Origin of the sequence: Nocardia sp. CDC160 (assembly GCF_035818795.1) — a bacterium.
Lineage (GTDB): Bacteria > Actinomycetota > Actinomycetes > Mycobacteriales > Mycobacteriaceae > Nocardia.
The window spans coordinates 82893-101611 of sequence record NZ_JAYKYT010000001.1; the positions used below are offsets into that span (position 1 = coordinate 82893).

General features: G+C 67.7%; 20 protein-coding genes and 1 pseudogene. 8 read left to right on the forward strand and 13 right to left on the reverse strand.

Going from position 1 to position 18719, the window contains the following annotated elements; genetic code table 11:
- The first annotated feature begins 32 nt into the window (after window positions 1–32).
- The gene (locus VMT40_RS00420; RefSeq protein ID WP_326356002.1) at window positions 33–608 is read left to right on the forward strand and encodes a TetR/AcrR family transcriptional regulator; all 576 of its coding nucleotides are present in this window, start codon (window positions 33–35) and stop codon (window positions 606–608) included.
- Between the two features lie 73 nt (window positions 609–681).
- Window positions 682–1470, forward strand: coding sequence for an SDR family oxidoreductase (locus VMT40_RS00425; RefSeq protein WP_326356003.1), 789 nt, complete (start codon window positions 682–684; stop codon window positions 1468–1470).
- Window position 1471: 1 nt separating this feature from the next.
- Here VMT40_RS00425 and VMT40_RS00430 read toward each other — a convergent pair whose 3' ends face one another.
- Together VMT40_RS00430 and VMT40_RS00435 are read right to left on the reverse strand one after the other, a co-directional pair.
- A complete protein-coding gene (locus tag VMT40_RS00430) occupies window positions 1472–1792 on the reverse strand; it encodes a GroES family chaperonin (RefSeq protein ID WP_326309283.1) in 321 nt (106 codons plus the stop codon).
- Window positions 1793–1822: 30 nt separating this feature from the next.
- The gene (locus VMT40_RS00435; RefSeq protein ID WP_326356004.1) at window positions 1823–2458 is read right to left on the reverse strand and encodes a TetR/AcrR family transcriptional regulator; all 636 of its coding nucleotides are present in this window, start codon (window positions 2456–2458) and stop codon (window positions 1823–1825) included.
- A gap of 145 nt (window positions 2459–2603) precedes the next feature.
- Between VMT40_RS00435 and VMT40_RS00440 the strand changes: the two genes are divergently transcribed.
- The 3 genes from VMT40_RS00440 to VMT40_RS00450 all read left to right on the forward strand — a co-directional run bounded on the left by VMT40_RS00440 (window position 2604) and on the right by VMT40_RS00450 (window position 5834).
- Window positions 2604–4076 carry an MFS transporter gene (locus VMT40_RS00440; protein ID WP_326356005.1) on the forward strand — a complete coding sequence of 491 codons (1473 nt, stop codon included), beginning with the start codon at window positions 2604–2606 and terminating at the stop codon, window positions 4074–4076.
- 102 nt (window positions 4077–4178) lie between these two features.
- The gene (locus tag VMT40_RS00445; RefSeq protein ID WP_326357147.1) at window positions 4179–5498 is read left to right on the forward strand and encodes an FAD-binding oxidoreductase; all 1320 of its coding nucleotides are present in this window, start codon (window positions 4179–4181) and stop codon (window positions 5496–5498) included.
- 45 nt (window positions 5499–5543) lie between these two features.
- Window positions 5544–5834: a GNAT family N-acetyltransferase gene (locus VMT40_RS00450; protein WP_326309286.1), complete on the forward strand. Its 291-nt coding sequence runs from the start codon at window positions 5544–5546 to the stop codon at window positions 5832–5834.
- A 13-nt stretch (window positions 5835–5847) separates the two neighbouring features.
- On the opposite strand, the gene VMT40_RS00455 is transcribed toward VMT40_RS00450, so the two are convergent.
- The 5 genes from VMT40_RS00455 to VMT40_RS00475 all read right to left on the reverse strand — a co-directional run bounded on the left by VMT40_RS00455 (window position 5848) and on the right by VMT40_RS00475 (window position 10268).
- The gene (locus VMT40_RS00455; RefSeq protein WP_326309287.1) at window positions 5848–6171 is read right to left on the reverse strand and encodes a hypothetical protein; all 324 of its coding nucleotides are present in this window, start codon (window positions 6169–6171) and stop codon (window positions 5848–5850) included.
- A gap of 342 nt (window positions 6172–6513) precedes the next feature.
- Window positions 6514–7671: an acyl-CoA dehydrogenase gene (locus tag VMT40_RS00460; RefSeq protein WP_326309288.1), complete on the reverse strand. Its 1158-nt coding sequence runs from the start codon at window positions 7669–7671 to the stop codon at window positions 6514–6516.
- 170 nt (window positions 7672–7841) lie between these two features.
- Entirely contained in the window at window positions 7842–8531 is a 690-nt protein-coding gene (locus VMT40_RS00465; protein WP_326356006.1) for a TetR family transcriptional regulator, read from the reverse strand.
- Between the two features lie 35 nt (window positions 8532–8566).
- Complete coding sequence (purE, locus tag VMT40_RS00470; protein WP_326356007.1) at window positions 8567–9070, reverse strand: 5-(carboxyamino)imidazole ribonucleotide mutase; 504 nt, start codon at window positions 9068–9070, stop codon at window positions 8567–8569.
- Window positions 9063–10268: a 5-(carboxyamino)imidazole ribonucleotide synthase gene (locus tag VMT40_RS00475; RefSeq protein ID WP_442789878.1), complete on the reverse strand. Its 1206-nt coding sequence runs from the start codon at window positions 10266–10268 to the stop codon at window positions 9063–9065. The genes purE and VMT40_RS00475 overlap by 8 nt, the downstream gene beginning before the upstream one ends.
- Window positions 10269–10384: 116 nt before the next feature.
- Between VMT40_RS00475 and VMT40_RS00480 the strand changes: the two are divergent.
- Window positions 10385–10909 (forward strand): annotated as a pseudogene (locus VMT40_RS00480) (GtrA family protein); the annotation flags it as partial.
- Here VMT40_RS00480 and VMT40_RS00485 read toward each other — a convergent pair.
- The 6 genes from VMT40_RS00485 to VMT40_RS00510 all read right to left on the reverse strand — a co-directional run bounded on the left by VMT40_RS00485 (window position 10899) and on the right by VMT40_RS00510 (window position 16047).
- Window positions 10899–12191, reverse strand: a complete 1293-nt coding sequence (locus VMT40_RS00485) for a sensor histidine kinase (protein WP_326356008.1) — start codon at window positions 12189–12191, stop codon at window positions 10899–10901. The pseudogene VMT40_RS00480 and the gene VMT40_RS00485 overlap by 11 nt on opposite strands.
- Before the next feature lie 10 nt (window positions 12192–12201).
- Window positions 12202–12894, reverse strand: coding sequence for a response regulator transcription factor (locus VMT40_RS00490; protein WP_326356009.1), 693 nt, complete (start codon window positions 12892–12894; stop codon window positions 12202–12204).
- 37 nt (window positions 12895–12931) lie between these two features.
- Window positions 12932–13288 (reverse strand): hypothetical protein, encoded by a 357-nt coding sequence (locus VMT40_RS00495; protein WP_326356010.1) that lies wholly within the window; start codon window positions 13286–13288, stop codon window positions 12932–12934.
- Window positions 13289–13401: 113 nt separating this feature from the next.
- Window positions 13402–14712 (reverse strand): sensor histidine kinase, encoded by a 1311-nt coding sequence (locus VMT40_RS00500; protein WP_326356011.1) that lies wholly within the window; start codon window positions 14710–14712, stop codon window positions 13402–13404.
- A gap of 102 nt (window positions 14713–14814) precedes the next feature.
- Window positions 14815–15492, reverse strand: coding sequence for a response regulator transcription factor (locus tag VMT40_RS00505; protein WP_033085103.1), 678 nt, complete (start codon window positions 15490–15492; stop codon window positions 14815–14817).
- Window positions 15493–15501: 9 nt separating this feature from the next.
- Window positions 15502–16047 (reverse strand): PH domain-containing protein, encoded by a 546-nt coding sequence (locus tag VMT40_RS00510; RefSeq protein ID WP_326356012.1) that lies wholly within the window; start codon window positions 16045–16047, stop codon window positions 15502–15504.
- A 216-nt stretch (window positions 16048–16263) separates the two neighbouring features.
- On the opposite strand from VMT40_RS00510, the gene VMT40_RS00515 reads away from it, so the two are divergent.
- Both VMT40_RS00515 and VMT40_RS00520 read left to right on the forward strand, forming a co-directional pair.
- On the forward strand, window positions 16264–17217 hold the full coding sequence (locus VMT40_RS00515) for an acyl-ACP desaturase (protein WP_326356013.1): 954 nt from the start codon (window positions 16264–16266) through the stop codon (window positions 17215–17217).
- 60 nt (window positions 17218–17277) lie between these two features.
- A complete protein-coding gene (locus VMT40_RS00520; protein ID WP_326356014.1) occupies window positions 17278–18606 on the forward strand; it encodes a serine/threonine-protein kinase in 1329 nt (442 codons plus the stop codon).
- Window positions 18607–18719: the final 113 nt, after the last annotated feature.

The following is an 18719-nucleotide window of genomic DNA, read 5'->3' on the forward strand; positions in this document are numbered from 1 at the left end:
CCCCTAGGTCCAAAACAATCTAGGCTCGAAGCATGGGCAGGCCACGCAACTTCGACGCGGACACGGTGGTGGATCGCGCGATGGAGGCGTTCTGGACCCATGGCTACGCGGGATGCTCGCCCGCGCAGTTGGCCGAAGCGACCGGGATCGGCAAGGGCAGTCTGTACAACAGCTTCGGGAGCAAGCGGGAGTTGTTCGATCTGGCCATGGCCAAGTACGACCGGATGGGCACGACGCTGGCGAAAGAGATGTTGTCGCAACCGGGTACGACCCGCGAACGCCTCTACGCCTGGATGCGCTGGGTCGTGGACAGCGATCTGGAGCATGGGACGCCGCGGGGCTGCCTGGTGGTGAACACCGCCATCGAGCTCGGGGGACACGACGACGCGGCCACCAAGGCCGTGCGGGAGGCCCACGAGCATATGGTCGAGACGCTCGCCGAGCGGCTCGACCGGGGGCGGCGGGACGGCGATGTCCGGGCCGACCTGGACACTCGAGCGTTCGCCGAGTTCATCATGAATACCATTGGCGGACTTCGTATCAACGTCAAGGTGTCGGATACCGAGGCGCTCTACCGAATTATCGACACCACACTGTCACTCCTCTGATTCCCAGGGCCGCGGCTCGCGGCCCTTTCTTCGGCCCTAGTTTTTGACCTACAGTTCAAGAAAGGTACGGATCATGGATCTCGGACTCAACGGCAAGACCGCACTCGTCACCGGCGCGAGCCGGGGCATCGGATTGGCCATCGCCGAAGCGCTCGATGCCGAGGGGGTGCGGGTTGTCGGCGTCGCCCGCAATATCTCGCCCGGGTTGGAAAAGGTCACGGCCGCAACCGTTTCCGCCGATCTCAGCACCACCGAGGGCGCGGTCTCGGCGGTCGAGGCGGCATTGGCCGCGGTGGGCGGCATCGACATCCTGGTCAACAATGTCGGCGGCGGCGATCCGGACCAGTTGAACCTCGGCGGCTTCCTGGAGACCCCGGACGAGCAGTGGCGAAAGCTGTTCGACCTCAACCTGTTCGGGGTCGTGGCCACCACGCGCGCGGCGCTGCCGAGCATTATCGAGCGGCGCGGCGCGGTGCTGACCGTGTCCTCGATCAATGCGCGCATTCCGGCCGTCGGTCCGGTCGGCTACAGCGAGGCCAAGGCCGCGCTCACCAACTTCGGCAAGCGGCTCAGCGAGGAGTTCGGACCGCGGGGCGTGCGGGTGAACACCGTATCGCCCGGGCCGGTCGGAACCGATATCTGGCGCGGACCCGATCACATCGGCGCGAAGCTCGCCGCGGCCAACGGGGTGAGCCAGGAACAGTTCCTGAATGCCATTGCCACACAGTTCGATATCGCCTCGGGCCGCATTGCCGAACCCGCGGAGGTGGCCGCGCTGGTGACCTTCCTGGCCTCCGAGCGGGCGGCCATCATCAATGGCGCGGACTACGTCATCGACGGCGGCATCCTCAAGGCCGCCTGAATCAGAGGTACAAACCGGTGCCGTGTTCGGGGTGGGTATTCGCCACCGCGTGCAGATCGCGTTCGCGCAGCACGTAATACGCCTGCGCCTGGATCTCCACCTCGAACTGGTCATCGGCGCTGAACAGCACCTGATCGCCGACGCCCACGGCGCGCACGTGCGAACCCACGCCGCACACCTCACCCCAGGACAGGCGCTTGGCCACCTGGGCGGTGGCGGGAATGAGAATGCCACCGCTGCTGCGCCGCTCGCCCGCGTCCTGGTTGAGTTTGACCATGACCCGGTCGTGCAGCATTTGAATCTCTAGCTTGGCATCGGACACGGCGGCAGTTTACTGCGCGCGGACGAGGGGTTACGCCTCGGTGTCCGATGCCTTTGCCATGGCCGGGGACTCCGCGCTTCCCGGGCCCGCCGGGGCGACAATGCGGCGGATGGCGTCCTTGATCCAGGCGCGCTGCTCCTCCGGATCCGTATTCGCGCCGAGGGTGAACTCGGCGACCTGCGGGACCGCCAGCGGATAGTTGATCATCGACATGAGCAGCATGAGGACCTGGCCGGAGGGCATATCGCCGCGTATCAGCCCCTTGCCCTGCGCGACCTCGACCTTCTCGCGCTTCTCGAGATAACGGCCGCAACGCAATTCGCCCGCCGAGGCGTTCTCCCGGCCCAGTTCCAGGGCCTCCCACTGCAATAGGCGCAGCAGTTCCGGATGCTCGCGGTGGTAGTCGATGTGCTGGTCGATCCAGGTGTCGAGGTCCTCGATATCGGTGGTGACCGAACCGGCCACGGCCAGCATGGTCTTCTCCAGTACCTGATGGAACAGCTTCTCCTTGTCGCCGAAGTAGGCGTAGATGAGCTGTTTGTTGGCCTTGGCATTGCGGGCGATGCGGTCCACGCGGGCACCGGCGATCCCGTACTGCGCGAATTCCGCGGTCGCGGCCTCGAAGATGCGCGCCTTCGTGGCCTCGGGATCCCTGCTGCCTGCCATGCCTTCGATGGTAACCAACCAACTGGTTGACAAGTGCGAGGGACGGGGTGGAATATCTCTAACCAACCGGTTAGTTACAACCACTCGAGTCCGGCGCAAAGGCGCGCCGCTTCCCCCAGTCCCCTTTCACGTTCGGGAGAACGACGTGACCACTCTCGAAAACCGGCCCGCGGTAGCTCTTGAAAAAGGCACCGAAGCGGTCGGCCCCCTCGAGTTCGCCGCCCGCTGGCGCGCGCTGCCCGTCATCCTCAGTGCCATGTTCATGGCGATGTTCGACTGGTTCGTCGTGAACGTCGCCGCCTCCTCGCTCGAAACCGATCTGCATGCCGGTGAATCGGCACTGGAGCTCATTGTCGGCGGCTACGGGTTCGCCTACGCCTCGGGTCTGATCACCGGCGGCCGCCTCGGCGACCTGCACGGACACCGCAAACTCTTCGTCCTGGGCATGGTCGCCTTCACCGCGGCCTCGCTGCTGTGCGGGCTCGCGCCCAATGCCTGGGCACTGGTCGCCTTCCGCGTGCTGCAGGGCGGGACGGCGGCGCTCATGGTGCCGCAGATGCTGGCCCTCATCAATACGCTCTTCCCGCCGAACGAACGGCCCAGGGCCATGGCGGCTTTCGGCGCGACCATCGGCATCGGCGCGGTGTCGGGACAGGTGCTGGGCGGCGTGCTGCTCGACGCCGATCTGTTCGGCTGGGGTTGGCGGACCATCTTCTACATCAATGTGCCGATCGGGCTGGTCGCCGCGGCGCTGGCCGCGCGCTGGCTGCCCCGGCACGAGCAGAATCACCGGCCCAAGCTGGATCCGATTGGCGCGCTGGGCATCTCGGCCGCGCTGGCGCTGCTGCTGGTGCCGATCACGCTCGGGCGTCCGGAGGGATGGCCGGTGTGGACCTGGGTCAGCATGCTGGCCTCGATCCCGGTGCTGCTGCTCACCCTGCGCTACGAGAACCGGCTGTCCGGGCGCGGCGGCGAACCCGTGCTCGACACCGCGATGGTGCGTGAGCGCGGCTTCAGCCTCGGGCTGGTGATCGCGGGCGGATACCTGACCTTCTTCGCCGGATTCATGCTGTGCCTGACGCTCATGCTGCAGAACGGGCTCGGATTGTCGCCGCTGCGCGCGGGATTGGCCTTCGCACCGTTGGGCATCTGCTTCGCGGCCAGCTCGTTCTTCCTCGCGCCGCGGGTCGCCGCGCGGATCGGGAACCGGGTGATGGTGGTCGGCACGCTGACCAGCCTCACGGGGCTCGCCATCACCCTGGCGGTGCTGTTCGGCATGGGCAACCATGTCAGTGTGCTGGCGCTGATCCCGGGCATGATGATCGTCGGCACCGGGAACGGGCTCACCATTCCGTCGGTGGTGGGGGCGGTGCTCTCGTCGGGCATTCCGGCGCGGCAGGCGGGCATGGCGGCGGGGGTGTTGACCACCTCGCAGCAGTTCGGAAACGCCATTGGGGCAACGGTTCTCGGGGTGATCTTCTTCAGCGCGCTGGGCGTGAATCACAGCACCGGCGGGTATGTGACAGCCATGGAGATGGCTGCGCTGGGCGGGGCCGCGGTGCTGGCCGTGGTGTTGACGGCCGCCCTCGCACTGCCGAAGGCCGCCACCGCGCGCTGAGCACCCAGCAGCTACGGGTTCCGGACAAAAGCGGCCGGAACCCGTAGTTTTTGCTATGTGGACATCGATCTCGACGGACTGCGTGCGCTGCTACCCGAAGGCATGGTGGTGACCGATCCGGATGTGCTGGGCGGGTATCGGCAGGATCGGGCGCTGGACCCGGATGCCGGAAACGCGCTCGCGCTGGTTCGGCCGCTGACCACCGAGCACGTCGCGACGACCGTGCGGTGGGCGGACGAGCATCGGGTGCCGATCGTGCCGCGCGGAGCGGGGACCGGGCTGTCGGGCGGTGCCACCGCGCAGCACGGGGCGCTCGTGCTCAGCACCGAGAAGATGCGGCGGATCAGCGTCGATACCGTGACGCGGACCGCGGTCGTGCAGCCCGGATTGTTGAACGCCGAGGTCAAGCGGGCCGTGGCCGAACACGGGCTGTGGTATCCGCCGGATCCGTCCTCCTTCGAGATCTGCTCGATCGGCGGGAACGCCGCCACCAACGCGGGCGGACTGTGCTGCGTGAAGTACGGCGTCACAACCGATTACGTGCTCGGCATGGAGGTCGTGCTGGCGGACGGGACCGCGGTGCGCCTGGGCGGGCCGCGGCTCAAGGACTCGGCGGGGCTGTCGCTGACCAAGCTGTTCGTGGGCAGCGAGGGGACCCTGGGGATCATTACCGAGCTGACGCTGCGGCTGCTGCCCGCGCAGCCACCGCAGTCCACGGTGGTCGCCACGTTCTCGACGCTGACCGACGCGACGGCCGCCATTCTGGCCATCACCGGCCAATTGCGGCCCTCCATGCTGGAATTCATGGATTCGGTGGCCATCAATGCCGTCGAGGACGAGCTGCGCATGGGGCTCGATCGGGAGGCGGCGGCGCTGCTGGTGGCGCGGTCCGACGCCCCCGGGGAGCATGCCGGGCACGAGGCCGACATCATGCTGGCGGCCTGCGAAAAGGCGGGCGCGACAGAGGCTTTCCGCACCGACGATCCGGACGAGGGCGAGGCCTTCTGCGCCGCACGACGATTCGCCATTCCCGCCGTGGAACGCAAAGGGCCGCTGCTGCTCGAGGATGTCGGGGTGCCGCTGCCGCGGCTGGGTGAGCTGGTCACCGGGATCGCCGAGATCGCGGCGCGGCGACAGGTGCTCATCTCCGTCATCGCGCACGCGGGCGACGGCAACACCCACCCGCTCATCGTGCACGATCCCACCGATCCGGCCGAGTCCGAGCGCGCCCACCGGGCCTTCGGCGAGATCATGGACCTCGCCATCGGATTGGGCGGCACCATTACCGGTGAGCACGGGGTGGGGCGGTTGAAGAAGGCCTGGCTGCCCGATCAGCTGGGGCCGGACGTGATGGGTCTCACGCGGCGCATCAAGGATGCGTTGGATCCGCACGGGATTCTCAATCCGGGAGCGGTGATCTAGGAACCCCTAGGAACAATCCGCACAACGCAGGAGTTCACACAGGTCATGAGCACGAAGCTGGAACATAACGCCGACGCGACCCGCTACGAGATCTATCTCGACGGCACGCTCGCGGGCTACGCCGACTACGCGGAACGGGTCGACGGCGACACCCGCATCCGCGACATCCAGCACACCCTCACCTTTCCCGAGTTCCGGGGCCGCGGCGTGGCCGCGCAGGTCGTGGAGTTCGCGCTGAACGACGCACGCTCCGAAGGCTTCTCGATCATTCCGACCTGCTGGTACGTCGAGAAGTACATCGGCGAGCACCCCGAATACGCCGACCTGGTCGCCTGATTCGCGCCGGTCGCTAGTTGGCGCGCGGTGCGTGGCCGCGCTGCCAGACCCGGAAATGCCGGTCGGCACTGCCCACCATCGCCGCGCTCACCTTCGCGTCGTCGAACCCCGGCAGCGACTGCAGCTTCGCCAGAAACGCGGTATCGGCCGCCGAATACGGCACCACACAACCCTTACCGGTGGCGCCGATCAACACGAAGAACACATCACCGGCGAACGGCCCGTCCGCCGCCGTAATGATCCGCACCTCTGCCAGTTCCGTCCACGCGACTTCTTCCACCCGTCCGTCAGCCAACGTGCGCCGGACGAAGGTGTCGTTGATTTCGACTCCGGCCATGGCTCCATAGTGCCCCCAGCATTCCCACCCGAACAGCCCTGAAACCCGTGCTTTACCTGAGGAAGCCGTAAAGAAAAACCCCGGCGAACCACCCCGTCGCACATCGATGGCGAACCACCCCCTGGAGCAATCCTTCAGCTACTGAACAGATTTCACCCCGCCTCGCCGAACCCCCGCGGTCCGCACCGGATTCACCCGCAGATTAGGGGCTGGAGGCGCTCAAAAACAACCATTTCACAGTCCCCGCAACCAACCCACTCGGGGCGAAGCCCCGAACGACCGGAGGCGGCCCCGAGCCGAAACTCGGAACCGCCTCCCGGACTTGAAGATTCGCCGTGGCGATCAGCGCAGGATCTGGCGGGACATGACCAGGCGCTGGATTTGGTTGGTGCCCTCGTAGATCTGGGTGATCTTGGCGTCGCGCATCATGCGCTCGACCGGGAAGTCGGTGGTGTAGCCCGCGCCGCCGAAGAGCTGGACGGCGTTGGTGGTGACCTCCATGGCCACGTCGGAGGCGAAGCACTTGGCGGCCGCGGAGATGAAGCCGAGGTTCTTTTCGCCGCGTTCGGCGCGGGCGGCGGAGGTGTAGACCATGAGGCGGGCGGCCTCCACCTTCATCGCCATGTCGGCGAGCATGAACTGGGTGTTCTGGAAGTCGGCGATGGCCTTGCCGAACTGCTTGCGGTCCTTGGTGTAGGCGATCGCGGCGTCCAGGGCGCCCTGGGCCAGGCCGACGGCCTGCGCGCCAATGGTCGGGCGGGTGTGGTCGAGGGTCTCGAGGGCGGTCTTGAAGCCGGTGCCCTCCGCGCCGATGATGCGGTCGCCGGGGATGCGGCAGTTCTCGAAGTACAGCTCGGCGGTCGGGGAACCCTTGATGCCCAGCTTGTGCTCGAGCGGGCCGACCACGAAGCCCTCGTCGTCCTTGTGAACCATGAACGCGGAGATGCCGTTGGCGCCCTTCTCCGGATCGGTGACGGCCATGACCGTGTACCAGGAGGACTTGCCGCCGTTGGTGATCCAGCACTTGGAGCCGTTGATCACCCAGTCGTCGCCGTCGCGGCGGGCGCGGGTGCGCATGGACGCGGCGTCGGACCCGGCCTCGCGCTCGGACAGACAGTAGGAGGCCATCTCGCCGTTCACGATGTCGGCGAGCACCTTGGTCTTGAGCTCCTCGGAGCCCTTCAGGATCAGGCCCATGGTGCCCAGCTTGTTGACCGCGGGGATGAGCGAGGAGGAACCGCAGACGCGGGCGACTTCCTCGATCACGATGCAGGTGGCGACCGAGTCCGCGCCCTGGCCGCCGTACGCCTCGGGCACGTGCACGGCGTTGAAGCCCGCCGCGTTGAGGGCGGTCAGCGCCTCCTCGGGGAAGCGGGCGTTGCCGTCCACGTCCTTCGCGTAGGGGGCGATCTCCTTCTCGGACAGGCCGCGAATGGCCTCGCGCAGCTCGTGGTGGAAGTCCTCGAGCTGGAACAAGTTGAAATCGGGGTTGCCCGCCATGGGGTGTCTCCTGGTCGTCGGGGGGATCGCCGCTGGTTGCCCAGCATCGCCAACTTGTGCGGCACTCAGTGCCAGTCGAAGCCAACTATACGCCGCGATAGCGCGGCCACGTGCGGGTACTTGCTCACATCCCAGTGGCACGCAGTGTCATCTGTGCCACTTCAGGCATTTCACAGCGTATCGAGCCGCTGCGCGAGCAGATCGGCGACCTGCCGAGGGGAAAGATCGCGGGGGAACACCGCCACCACCATCTCCTCCGACGCCGCGGCGGCCTCGCGGCCCCCACGCGGAATGGCGGCCAGCGCCGACCGCAGATCCCCCGGACTCGCCGCCGACTCGCCCCGGACCATGCGCCGCAGCAGATAGTTGTGCGTCGCCGTCACCGCGGCGGTGAACTGCACCAACGCCAGATCCGAGGTCCCGGCCAACCGCCGCCGCAGGTAATCGGTGAACAACCGCTCGTACCGGAAGACCGTCACGATCTCGCGCTCCCGCAGCGTCGGCACCTGCCGCACCACCCGATACCGCCGCGCCGCGATCTCCCGCCACTGTGTGAACCGCTCGAACACCTCGACCACGGCCTCGCACACGGCATCCCACGGATCGCCCTGCGCCGCATCCAGAAACGCCCGCGCCTGCGTCAACTGCGACTCGTGATCGGCGAACACCACGTCTTCCTTCGACCGGAACTGCCGAAAGAACGTCCGCCGACTGATCCCCGCCGCCTCCGCGATCTCGTCCACGGTCGTTGCCTCATAACCCTTTTCGGCGAACAACCGCAACGCCTGATCCACCACGGTCAGGCGGCGCTCGGTGGAATCCGCGTCGGCGCGCGGCCGCGCGGGCTGGTCATTGGGCATCCGCCAACGGTAGCGACCCCGTCGGCGGACCCGCGTCAGCCCAGCAGTTTCGTGCGCAGGGCGTCGTCCTTCTCGAGGACGAGCTGCTCCAGGTTCGCCTGGAATCGCTCCATGCGGGAACGCAGTTCGGGGTCGGCGGTCGCGAGGATGCGGGCCGCCAGCAGGCCCGCGTTGCGCGCGCCGCCGATGGAGACGGTCGCGACCGGGACGCCCGCGGGCATCTGGACGATCGAGAGCAGCGAGTCCATGCCGTCGAGGTACTTCAGGGGGACCGGGACGCCGATGACCGGGAGGGGGGTGGCCGAGGCGACCATGCCGGGGAGGTGGGCCGCGCCGCCCGCGCCCGCGATGATGACCTTGATGCCGCGGTCGGCGGCGTTCTTGGCGTAGTCGAGCATGCGCTGGGGGGTGCGGTGTGCCGAGACGACGCCGACCTCGAAGCGGATTCCGAACTCGGCCAGGGCTTCCGCGGCGGCCTCCATGGTGGGCCAGTCCGAGTCGGAGCCCATGATGAGGCCGACCTGGGCGGTGTCAGTCATGATGCGGATCCCATCCGTCGGTCCAAATGGCATGCGACATCCAGTGCGCCGCACGCTCGGCTTTCTCACGGGTCTCGGCGGGGTCGTCGCCGAGGATATTGATGTGACCGATCTTGCGATCGGGGCGCTCGCCCTTGCCGTAGAGGTGCACCTTGGCCTCGGGGATGCGGGCCGAAAGATGGTGCAGGCGTTCGTCCATGGACATCTCGGGCGCGACGGCGGCACCGAGGATATTGGCCATGACGGTCACGGGCGCCAGCGGCTTGGTGCTGCCGAGCGGATAGTCCAGCACCGCGCGCAGGTGCTGTTCGAACTGGCCGGTGCACGCGCCGTCCATGCCCCAGTGCCCGGAATTGTGCGGGCGCATGGCGAGTTCGTTGACGAGCAGCTCGCCGGAGTGGGTTTCGAAGAGCTCCACGGCCATCGCACCGGTCACCCCGAGCTCGGAGGCCAGGCGCAGCGCCAGCGATTCGGCCTCGGCGGCCTTGGCCTCGGGCAGGTTCTGGGCGGGCGCGATGACGACCGCGCACTGACCATTGCGCTGCACGGTTTCGACCACCGGCCAGGTCGCGGCCTGACCGAACGGCGAGCGCGCCACCATGGCCGACAGCTCCCGCTTCAGGTCCACCTTGGCCTCGGCCATGAGCGAGACCCCGTGCGCCAGCTGGTCTTCGATGATCGGCGCGGCCTGCGCGGCATCGGCGGGCATCCACACGCCGCGGCCGTCGTAGCCGCCGCGCACCGCCTTGAGCACGAACGGCCAGCCGTGCTCGTCGGCGAAGGTCACCGCGTCGGTGACCGAGTTCACCTCGGTGTAGGCCGGAATCGGCACGCCCAGCTCGGCCAGCTTGCGGCGCATGCGCAGCTTGTCCTGGGCGAAGATCAGCGCCTGCGGCGGCGGCTGGACGTTCACGCCCTCGGCGATGAGCGCCTCGAGATGCTCGGTCGGGACGTGCTCGTGGTCGAAGGTCAGCGCGTGGGAACCGGTCGCGGCCTTGCGCAGCGCGGCCAGATCGTCATGGCTGCCCAGCACCACCTCGGGCGTCACCTGGGCGGCCGGATCGTCGGCGCGCTCGGCGAGCACGCGCAGCCGCTGGCCCAGTGCGATGGCCGCCTGATGGGTCATGCGCGCGAGCTGGCCACCGCCGATCATGGTGACGGTCGGCATCGCGGCGGAATCGAAGGAACGGGCGCTCACGCTGCACCATGTTGTCATGGCACCCATCGGCCACTCGCCCGTGGGTCACCTGACAGGTATCTGCCCCTATTTGTACCGGCACGGCGCGGCGCGGATGGGAGACGTAGACTCGCACCGTGTCATTTGTCGATGAAGTGGTCAATCGCCTGCCCGCACCCCTGCGGGCCCTCGCGGACCGCCATTACGAACTGCTCAAGTTCGCGATTGTCGGTGCGACGACGTTCGTCATCGATCTGGGCATCTTCTACATCCTGAAATGGACAATTCTGGACACCAAGCCCACGGTGGCCCGCATTCTGTCGGGCATCGTCGCGGTCATCGTGTCCTACATCCTCAATCGGGAGTGGACCTTCGACAAGCGCGGCGGCCGCGAGAAGCATCACGAGGCGCTGCTGTTCTTCCTGGTCAGCGGCATCGGTGTCGGCCTGGCCGCGCTGCCGCTGTGGGTCTCGAGCTATGTGTTCGACCTGCGCCAGCCCAATGTGAGTTTCACCGTCGAGAACATCGCCGACTTCTTCAGCGCCTTCATCATCGGCAATCTGCTGCAAATGGCATTCCGGTTCTACGCCATGAAGAAGTGGGTGTTTCCGGACGAAATGCAGGAACTGCAGGACGAATTCGAGGACCTCGTCAACGAGGAGCAGCTGGGCCACAGCTGAGGGTGACCCGCAGGCGGACACCGCCGGAGGCGCTCTCCTCCATCGTCGCGTCACCGCCGTGCAGGCGGGCCTGCTGCGACACCAGCGCCAACCCCAGACCGCTGCCGGGCGTCGTGCTCGCCCGATAGAAGCGCTCGAAGACCCGCTCCCGATCCGGCTCGGGAATGCCGCGGCCATTGTCGTCGACGGTCAGCACGACCCGATCCCCCACCCGCCGCGTCGCGATCTCGACGCGAGTGGCCGCGCCGTGCCGGACCGCATTGGTGACGGCGTTCTCGACCACCGAACGCAGACCCGCCGCCAGACCGCGCATTCGGATCGGCTCCACCTCCGCAGCCGTGATCGTCGCGCCCGGGTGTAACCGCCGCGCCTCCTCCACGACCTGGTCGATGAGCTGACCCAGATCGATGTCCTCCCAATCGGATTCGGTGGTCAGATCCCCGACCGCCAACCGCTCCAGCGCGAACAGCGTGGATTCGAGCGAGCTCTGCGTGCTGAGAATCTCGTCGAGAATCTCGGCGCGTTCGCCCTCCGACAGCGGCATGGAGCGCAGGACCTGCAGGTCGGTGCGCATGGCGGTCAACGGGGTTCGCAATTCGTGCGCGGCCGTCGCCGCGAAATCCCGCGCGGTGACCAGGGCTTCGTCGGTGTGCCGCCGCTCGGTCGCGATGCGCCCGAGCATGGTGTTCATGGCCTGCGCCAATTCCGTTGTCTCACTGGCCACCGGGTGACGTGGGGTCTCCAACGCGAGCTCCTCCCCCAGTCCGGCCGTGGCGGCGGTGAGCCGTCGCAGCGGGACCACCGCGCGGTGCGCGAAGAACCAGCCGAGAATGGCCGCCAGCGCCACCCCGACCACGCCGATCACCAGAATCCGAATCCGCTGCCGCGTGGCCGAATCCGAGACCACGGCGTTCGGGACGGTCACCGCGACCGGGTCGCCGTTCACCACCACCGTGCGCGTGTATCCGGGCGCGCCGTCGTCGGGTTCGATTTGCCTGATAACGATTCCCGGTGACGGCGATGTCGGCAGCGCCGGAACGCTCGGCTGCCCGGGCGCGGCGGGCGACGGCAGCGCGGGCGTGAGCGCGATCGCGCTGATCACCCGGCCCGCCTGGCCCGACGCATCGGTCGGTGCGAAGGCGAACAGCACCGCCGCCATGGCCGCCACCACCACGGCCGCGGTCGCCGCGCTGGCGAACGCCACCCGGGCGCGCAGGGAGACCGGACCGCGCAAGCGCTTCGGCCGCAACAGTTTCACCCGCATGCTCTCCTCGCTAGGGCTCGGTCCGCAGGACGAATCCGACGCCGCGGACCGTGTGGATCAGGCGCGGTGAACCCGCGTCCTCGATCTTGCGGCGCAGATAGGAGACGAACACATCGACCACCTTCGTCTGGGTCTCGAAGTCGTAGCCCCAGACCTGGTCCAGGAGCTGGGCGCGGGAGAAGACCTGCCCGGGTGCGGCGGCGAGCGCGGCGAGCAGGTCGAATTCGCGTTTGGTGAGGTCGAGGGGTGTGCCGTCGACCGCGGCGCGGCGCGCGCCGGGGTGGACCGTGAGCGGGCCCACCACGATCCGATCGTCGGCCACGTGGGTGGGCGCGGGGGCCCGGCGCAGCATGGCGCGCAGCCGGGCCACCAGTTCGCCCAGGTCGAAGGGTTTGGTCAGGTAGTCGTCGGCACCGGCCTCGAGGGCGTCGATGCGATCGGTGACCTCCGAGCGGGCGCTGAGCACGCAGATCGGGATGTCGTTGCCCAGCGAGCGCAGCGCCGTCACCACCTGCACGCCATCCAGATTCGGCATGTTCAGGTCCAGCAGCATGGCCTGCGGGGCGCCGGTGGCGATATGGCGGAGCGCGGCGGCCCCGTCCGCCGCGGTCTCGACCTCGAAACCGGACATTCGGAGCCCCCGCGCCACCGAGGCCAGCACCCTGACGTCGTCGTCCACAACCAAGATTCGGGGACCCGTCACGAGCTCAGACGATACTGACGCAGGCTGAGGACGTTTCTCAGCGAACCGGGGACACCACGATCGTGTCCGCCGGGGAGCCGGGCGCGCCGTCCTGGGTGACGATCACGTGGTCCAGGGTCGGGGCACCCGGCTGCAGCGGGATGGCCGGAATCGCGCCCGGCGGGAGCGGCATGCCGGGCTGGGCCGGACGCACGGTGACATTGCCGTCGCGATCCTTGATGACCACGGTGTCCGGCCCGGCCGGGGCGGACGATCCGGCGCTGCCCGTATTCGCCAGTCCGGCAATCGAATCCGGGGCCTCGGCATTGGCGACCGCGGGGAGCGCCAGCACGCCCAGGGCGGCGACTCCGAGGACACCGGCGGTGACGGTGCGGCGGACGGTGCGCTTCTGCATAACATCTCCTGCTCTTCGTCGACGATCGCTCGTCGCTTCCTATTGACGAAATCCCAAGGTAGGAAGCGACTTCTCAGCGCCCACTAACGAACAGTTAGAGAACGGATAGAAGATCAGCGAGGCTCGGTGCCAACCGCGATTGGCCTCGAGGCGACTCCGGAGGAGCCGAGGAAGACGGCGAAGAGGGCCGGGCGGCGGCGTTGCAGTTCGAGGCGGCCACCGTCCGCTTCGATCAGCGCGCGGGCCAGGGCCAGGCCCACGCCGGTGGAGCCCGCCGCGGAGAAGCCGCGGTCGAAGATGTGGGGGGCCAACTCATCTCGCACGCCATCGCCCTCGTCGGCGACCTCCACGACCACCAGCGGCTCCCTGTCGTCCATGCGTCCGGCCACCGTGCGCACCGAGACGGTGCAGGTGCCCGCGCCGTGCATGAGGGCATTGTCGACCAGCACCGCGAGCGCCTCGCGCAATCGCGAACCCGTCACGGGGGCTTTCAAAGTCGGGTCGCCGAGCAGCACCAGTTTGCGGCCCGCCTCGGCGAAGGGGTGCCGCCATTCCGCGACCACACTGCGCAATTCGGCGACGACCGGGACCGGATCGCGTTCGGCCGCGCCCTCGTCGCGGGAGGCGCGCACCAGTTCGTCGATGGCGTCGGTGAGCCGATCCACCTGTGCCATGGCCTCTTCCGCCTCGTGCACCACCGCCGGATCATCGTGCGCGGACAGCTCGTCCAAGCGCAGGCGCACCGCGGTCAGTCGACTGCGCAGCTGATGCGAGACGTCCGCGACCAGCGCGTGCTCGCGTTGTAGTCGGCCCGCGATCTCCACCGTGGCCGAATCCAAGACGTCCGAGACGCGATCCAATTCGGTGATGCCGTGCCGACGCGGGTCCGCGCGGAAGTCGCCCATGGCCAGTCGGGCCGCGCGGGCCGCCACGTCCCGGAGCGGATCGGCCACCCGGCGCGCGGTCACCACCGCCACCGCGATGCCCGCGCCCAGCGAGATGAGCACCAGGCCCAGCACCGCGCCCAGCGCCTGCCGCTGCATGGAATGCATTGGGGCCGAGGGCACTTCCAGCCGCAGCGAGCCATTGGTGCCCATCGACCAGGATTCCGACAGTGGGTCTTCCACCGTCTCCGCGCCCACGTCGGTCTTCTTGTTGGGCTCCGCGGGCGTGGGATAGATGATGGTCAGCTTGCCGTTGGCCGGAATCAGCAGTCGCGCCGACTTGGTGTCCAGGTCCCCGGCCACCATGCCGTCGCGCTCCTGGCGCATCACCTCCTCGGCGATGAGCTGAAGCCGGTTGCGCAGCTCGTTGCGGCTGATGTCCTCCACCCACTGCCAGGCCGTGAACGCCAGTGGCACACCGAGAACCAGGGTGGTGAGGGTCAACGCGGCCACCATGGACAGCAGGATTCTGCGTCTCATCGTCGAGATGCCTCGCTTCGCCGGACCATCGGGGGTTTCACGGGGGTCTTCGGGGGTTCTACGCGCAGAGCAGAGCACGGTGGATCGGATCGAGCGGCCGAGCTAGTCGGTGTTGAAGCGGAAGCCTACGCCGCGCACGGTGACGATCCGGCGTTCCGCCACCGGCCCCTCGTCACCGATCTTGCGCCGCAGCCACGACATGTGCATGTCCAGGGTCTTGGAGCCGCGCAGATCCGCGTCGCCCCACACCTCGCGCAGAATCGTCTCGCGCGAGACCACCTGCCCGGCCCGGTCGATGAGCACCTTCAGCAGCTCGTACTCCTTGTTGGCCAGGTTCACCTCGACGCCGTTCACCAGCACCCGCCGCGCCGCGGGCTCGAGCCGAATGCCGCCCACCTCCACGGCCTCGTCCCCGATTCCGCTGCGCCGCAACAGCGCCCGTACCCGGGCCAGCAGTTCGGCGAGCCGGAAGGGCTTGCCGACGTAGTCGTCGGCGCCCGCGTCCAGGCCGACCACGAAGTCCACCTCGTCGGTGCGGGCGGTGAGCATGAGCACGGCCAGCTCCGCGCCCCGCGCCCGCACCTGGCGGCACACCTCCAGCCCGTCCATGCCGGGTAGCCCGAGGTCCAGAATCAGCAGGTCGTGACCGCCCTCGAGGGCCCGCTCCAGCACGGCGGGACCATAGCTCTCCACGGTCACCGAATAGCCCTCGCGGCCCAGCGCGCGCGACAGCGGGGCGGCAATGGCCTCGTCATCTTCGGCCAGCAGTACTGCGGTCACGGAACAAGACTACGGGTAGGCACCGGCGGAACCGTGAAAGCCGCCACCGTTCGGATTGTTCTGCACCACATCGAAGACCTGGTGATAGAGCATGGCGTGCACCTTCTGCACGTGTGGAATGTCGTCGTACTCCAGCGGATCCTCCGACGACGAGCCGATGATCAGGGTGCCGGTGCCCAGCATGCGGTCGAACAGGCCATGGCGGAACTGCACATTCGAGATTCGGTTCATCGGAATGTCGATGCCGGTGTGGGTGAGCACGCCCTGGCGGATCAGGACCCGGCGGTCGGTCACGATGAAATGCGTGGACTTCCAGCGGATCAGCGGAGCGAGGCTGCGCCACAGCACGATCGCGAGCCAGACCACCAGAATGCCGAGCAGCAAACCGGTCTGGAGGGTGCCCTCGGTATTGCGGGCCGAGACCCCCGCGCCGAATCCGGCCAAAGCGGTGATCAGGATGAAAGTCACAGCGGGCCAGAACAACATCTTCCAATGCGGATGGCGATGCAGGAGCAGCACCTCTTCGGGTGCGAGCGCTTCCTCCGGATAACCCATGAGCCAAACCCTATCGCGCGGAGATCTCGGAATGCCGCACGCCGATCGGGGGCCCGGTGCACAATCGTGCGGTTGACGGTACGATCGACCGTCGCGAGTTGCCTTTTACTTCCGAGTTGTTCGTAAGACCTACACGGTTGTTCGCAAAACCTTCACGTTTGTCCCGAGCGAGACCTTCCAGGCTTTTCCCGGTGTGCATGACTGCAGGAGGCGTGTGTGACCCGAGAGTTGACGCAGTATCAGATACTTCGAGAGCTCGAACCGGTGGCCGAGGCGAACCTGAATCGGCACCTGTCGATGGCCAAGGAATGGCACCCCCACGATTACGTGCCCTGGGACGAGGGCCGCAATTTCGCGGCATTGGGCGGCGAGGATTGGGATCCTTCGCAGTCGCGCCTGAGCGAGGTCGCCAAGATCGCCATGGTCACCAATCTGCTGACCGAGGACAATCTGCCCTCGTATCACCGCGAGATCGCGGAGAACTTCTCCCAGGACGGCGCGTGGGGCACCTGGGTGGGCCGCTGGACGGCCGAGGAGAACCGGCACGGCATCGTCATGCGCGATTATCTGGTGGTGACGCGCGGCGTGGATCCGGTGGCCTTGGAACAGGCGCGCATGATCCACATGACCAATGGCGCGCAGTCCCCGGATGATTGGGGCGGCTTTCTGGAGAATGTCGCGTATGTGACGTTCCAGGAATTGGCGACCCGGGTTTCGCACCGCAATACCGGCCGGGTGTGCAACGACCCGGTGGCCGACCGCATGCTGCAGCGCATCGCCGCCGACGAGAACCTGCACATGATCTTCTACCGCACCATGTGCGGTGCGGGTCTGGATCTGGTGCCCGATCAGGCCGTCGAGGCGATCACCAAGGTGCTCACCAATTTCGTGATGCCCGGCCACGGCATGCCCAACTTCCGCCGCAATGGCGTCATCATGGCCAAGCACGGCATCTACGACCTGCGCCAGCACCTGGAGGAAGTCGTCGCACCCGTGTTGAAGATCTGGAATATCTTCGAGCGGAGCGACTTCGGACCGCGCGGCGAAAAGGCGCGCGAGGCATTGGCCGCGTACCTGGACAAGCTCGGGCAGGACGTGCTCAAGTTCGAGGAGCAGCGCGATCGGCTGCTGGCCCGGGAAGCCGCGCGGGGAGAATTGCAGACCGTTTGATCCACCCCGCGAGTTGCGTAGGTGTCCAATAAGTTCGGTTCGCTACTGTGATCCCCCAGTGTGACGAGAGGAATTCCGTTGGGGGATGGCTACCTGGGCCGATACCGCCTCGACGAACTGCTCGGCAGCGGCGGGTCGGCGGAGGTATGGCGTGCGCACGACACCGTGGCGGATCGGACCGTCACGCTCAAACTGCTGGCACCCGTACTGACCGCCGACCCCGAATACCGGCGGCGTTTCGAACGGGAGGCCCGGGCCGCCGCCGTATTGCACGGACCGCACGTGATGGCGGTGCACACCTACGGTGAACTCGAGGGGCGACTGTTCATCGATTCCGAATTCGTCGACGGCCTCGATATCGAGGCGCTGCTCGAATGGGAGGGCCCGATGGCCCCCGACGCGGCCGTCGACCTCATCGCCCAGGTCGCCACCGCACTGGACGAGGCGCACGCGGCCGGACTGGTCCACCGGGATGTCAAGCCGCAGAACATCATCGTGGCGCCCGACGATGTCGCCTACCTCATCGATTTCGGCACCGCCCTGGAGGACGGCCAGACCGCCATCACCCAGATCGGCATGCTGGTCGGCACCCCCGCCTACATGGCGCCCGAGCGCTTCGACGGCGCGAGCACGCCGCGCTCGGACATCTACTCGCTGGCCTGCGTCCTCTACGAATGCCTCACCGGGCAACGGCCTTTCCGGCTGCGCAATCCCGCACAGCTCATGCGCGCCCACCTGGAACGGATCCCGGAGCCGCCCTCGAGTCTCGCCCCGCGGGTGCCCGCGGCGCTCGATGCCGTGGTGGCGCGCGGGCTGGCCAAGGACCCGACCCAACGCTTCGCCACCGCAGGCGAATTCGCCGCCGCCGCGCGCGCCGCGCTGGATGTACCGGAGGCGCCCGCGACCGCGACCATCGTGCCGGTCACCGGCGAGCCACGCGGCGAAACACCCACTCTCGCATTGTCGATCGACACCAAACCGGATGGTGCCGATCGCCGCTGGGCCCGGCGGCGTGTCTGGGCGCTCGCTGGTTCGCTGGTCACGGCCTTCGCGATCGTCATGGGCGCGGCCTGGTACACCGGCCGCGCGGACGCGCCCGACGCCGATCCGCACACCCCCGTGCCGACCACCACCACCGTGGAATCCCCTGTTCGCGAATCGATTCCGACGACGACGGAGGAGTCCCCGCCGCCCTCGCCGACCCCCGAGCCGGAACCCGCGCCCGAGCCGCCCGAGACCGAGCTGCCCGAGACCGAGGGCCCGATTCCGACCGCACCGGTCTGGACCCTGCCGCCGCCCCCGATCCAGCTGCCCAACCTGATCCCCGGCGGAGGACTTCCCGCGATCCCGAATGGCGATCACCACCGGCATCCGCACAAGCCGCACTAGCGTGCCCGCCCGCGACCGCCGCGCGATATTCGCCCGAACCGCCACATCCGCATGAACATTGCGACCGATCGTGGGTAGTGCCCTAGGGACATGCATCCGGCGAGAGGATTTCT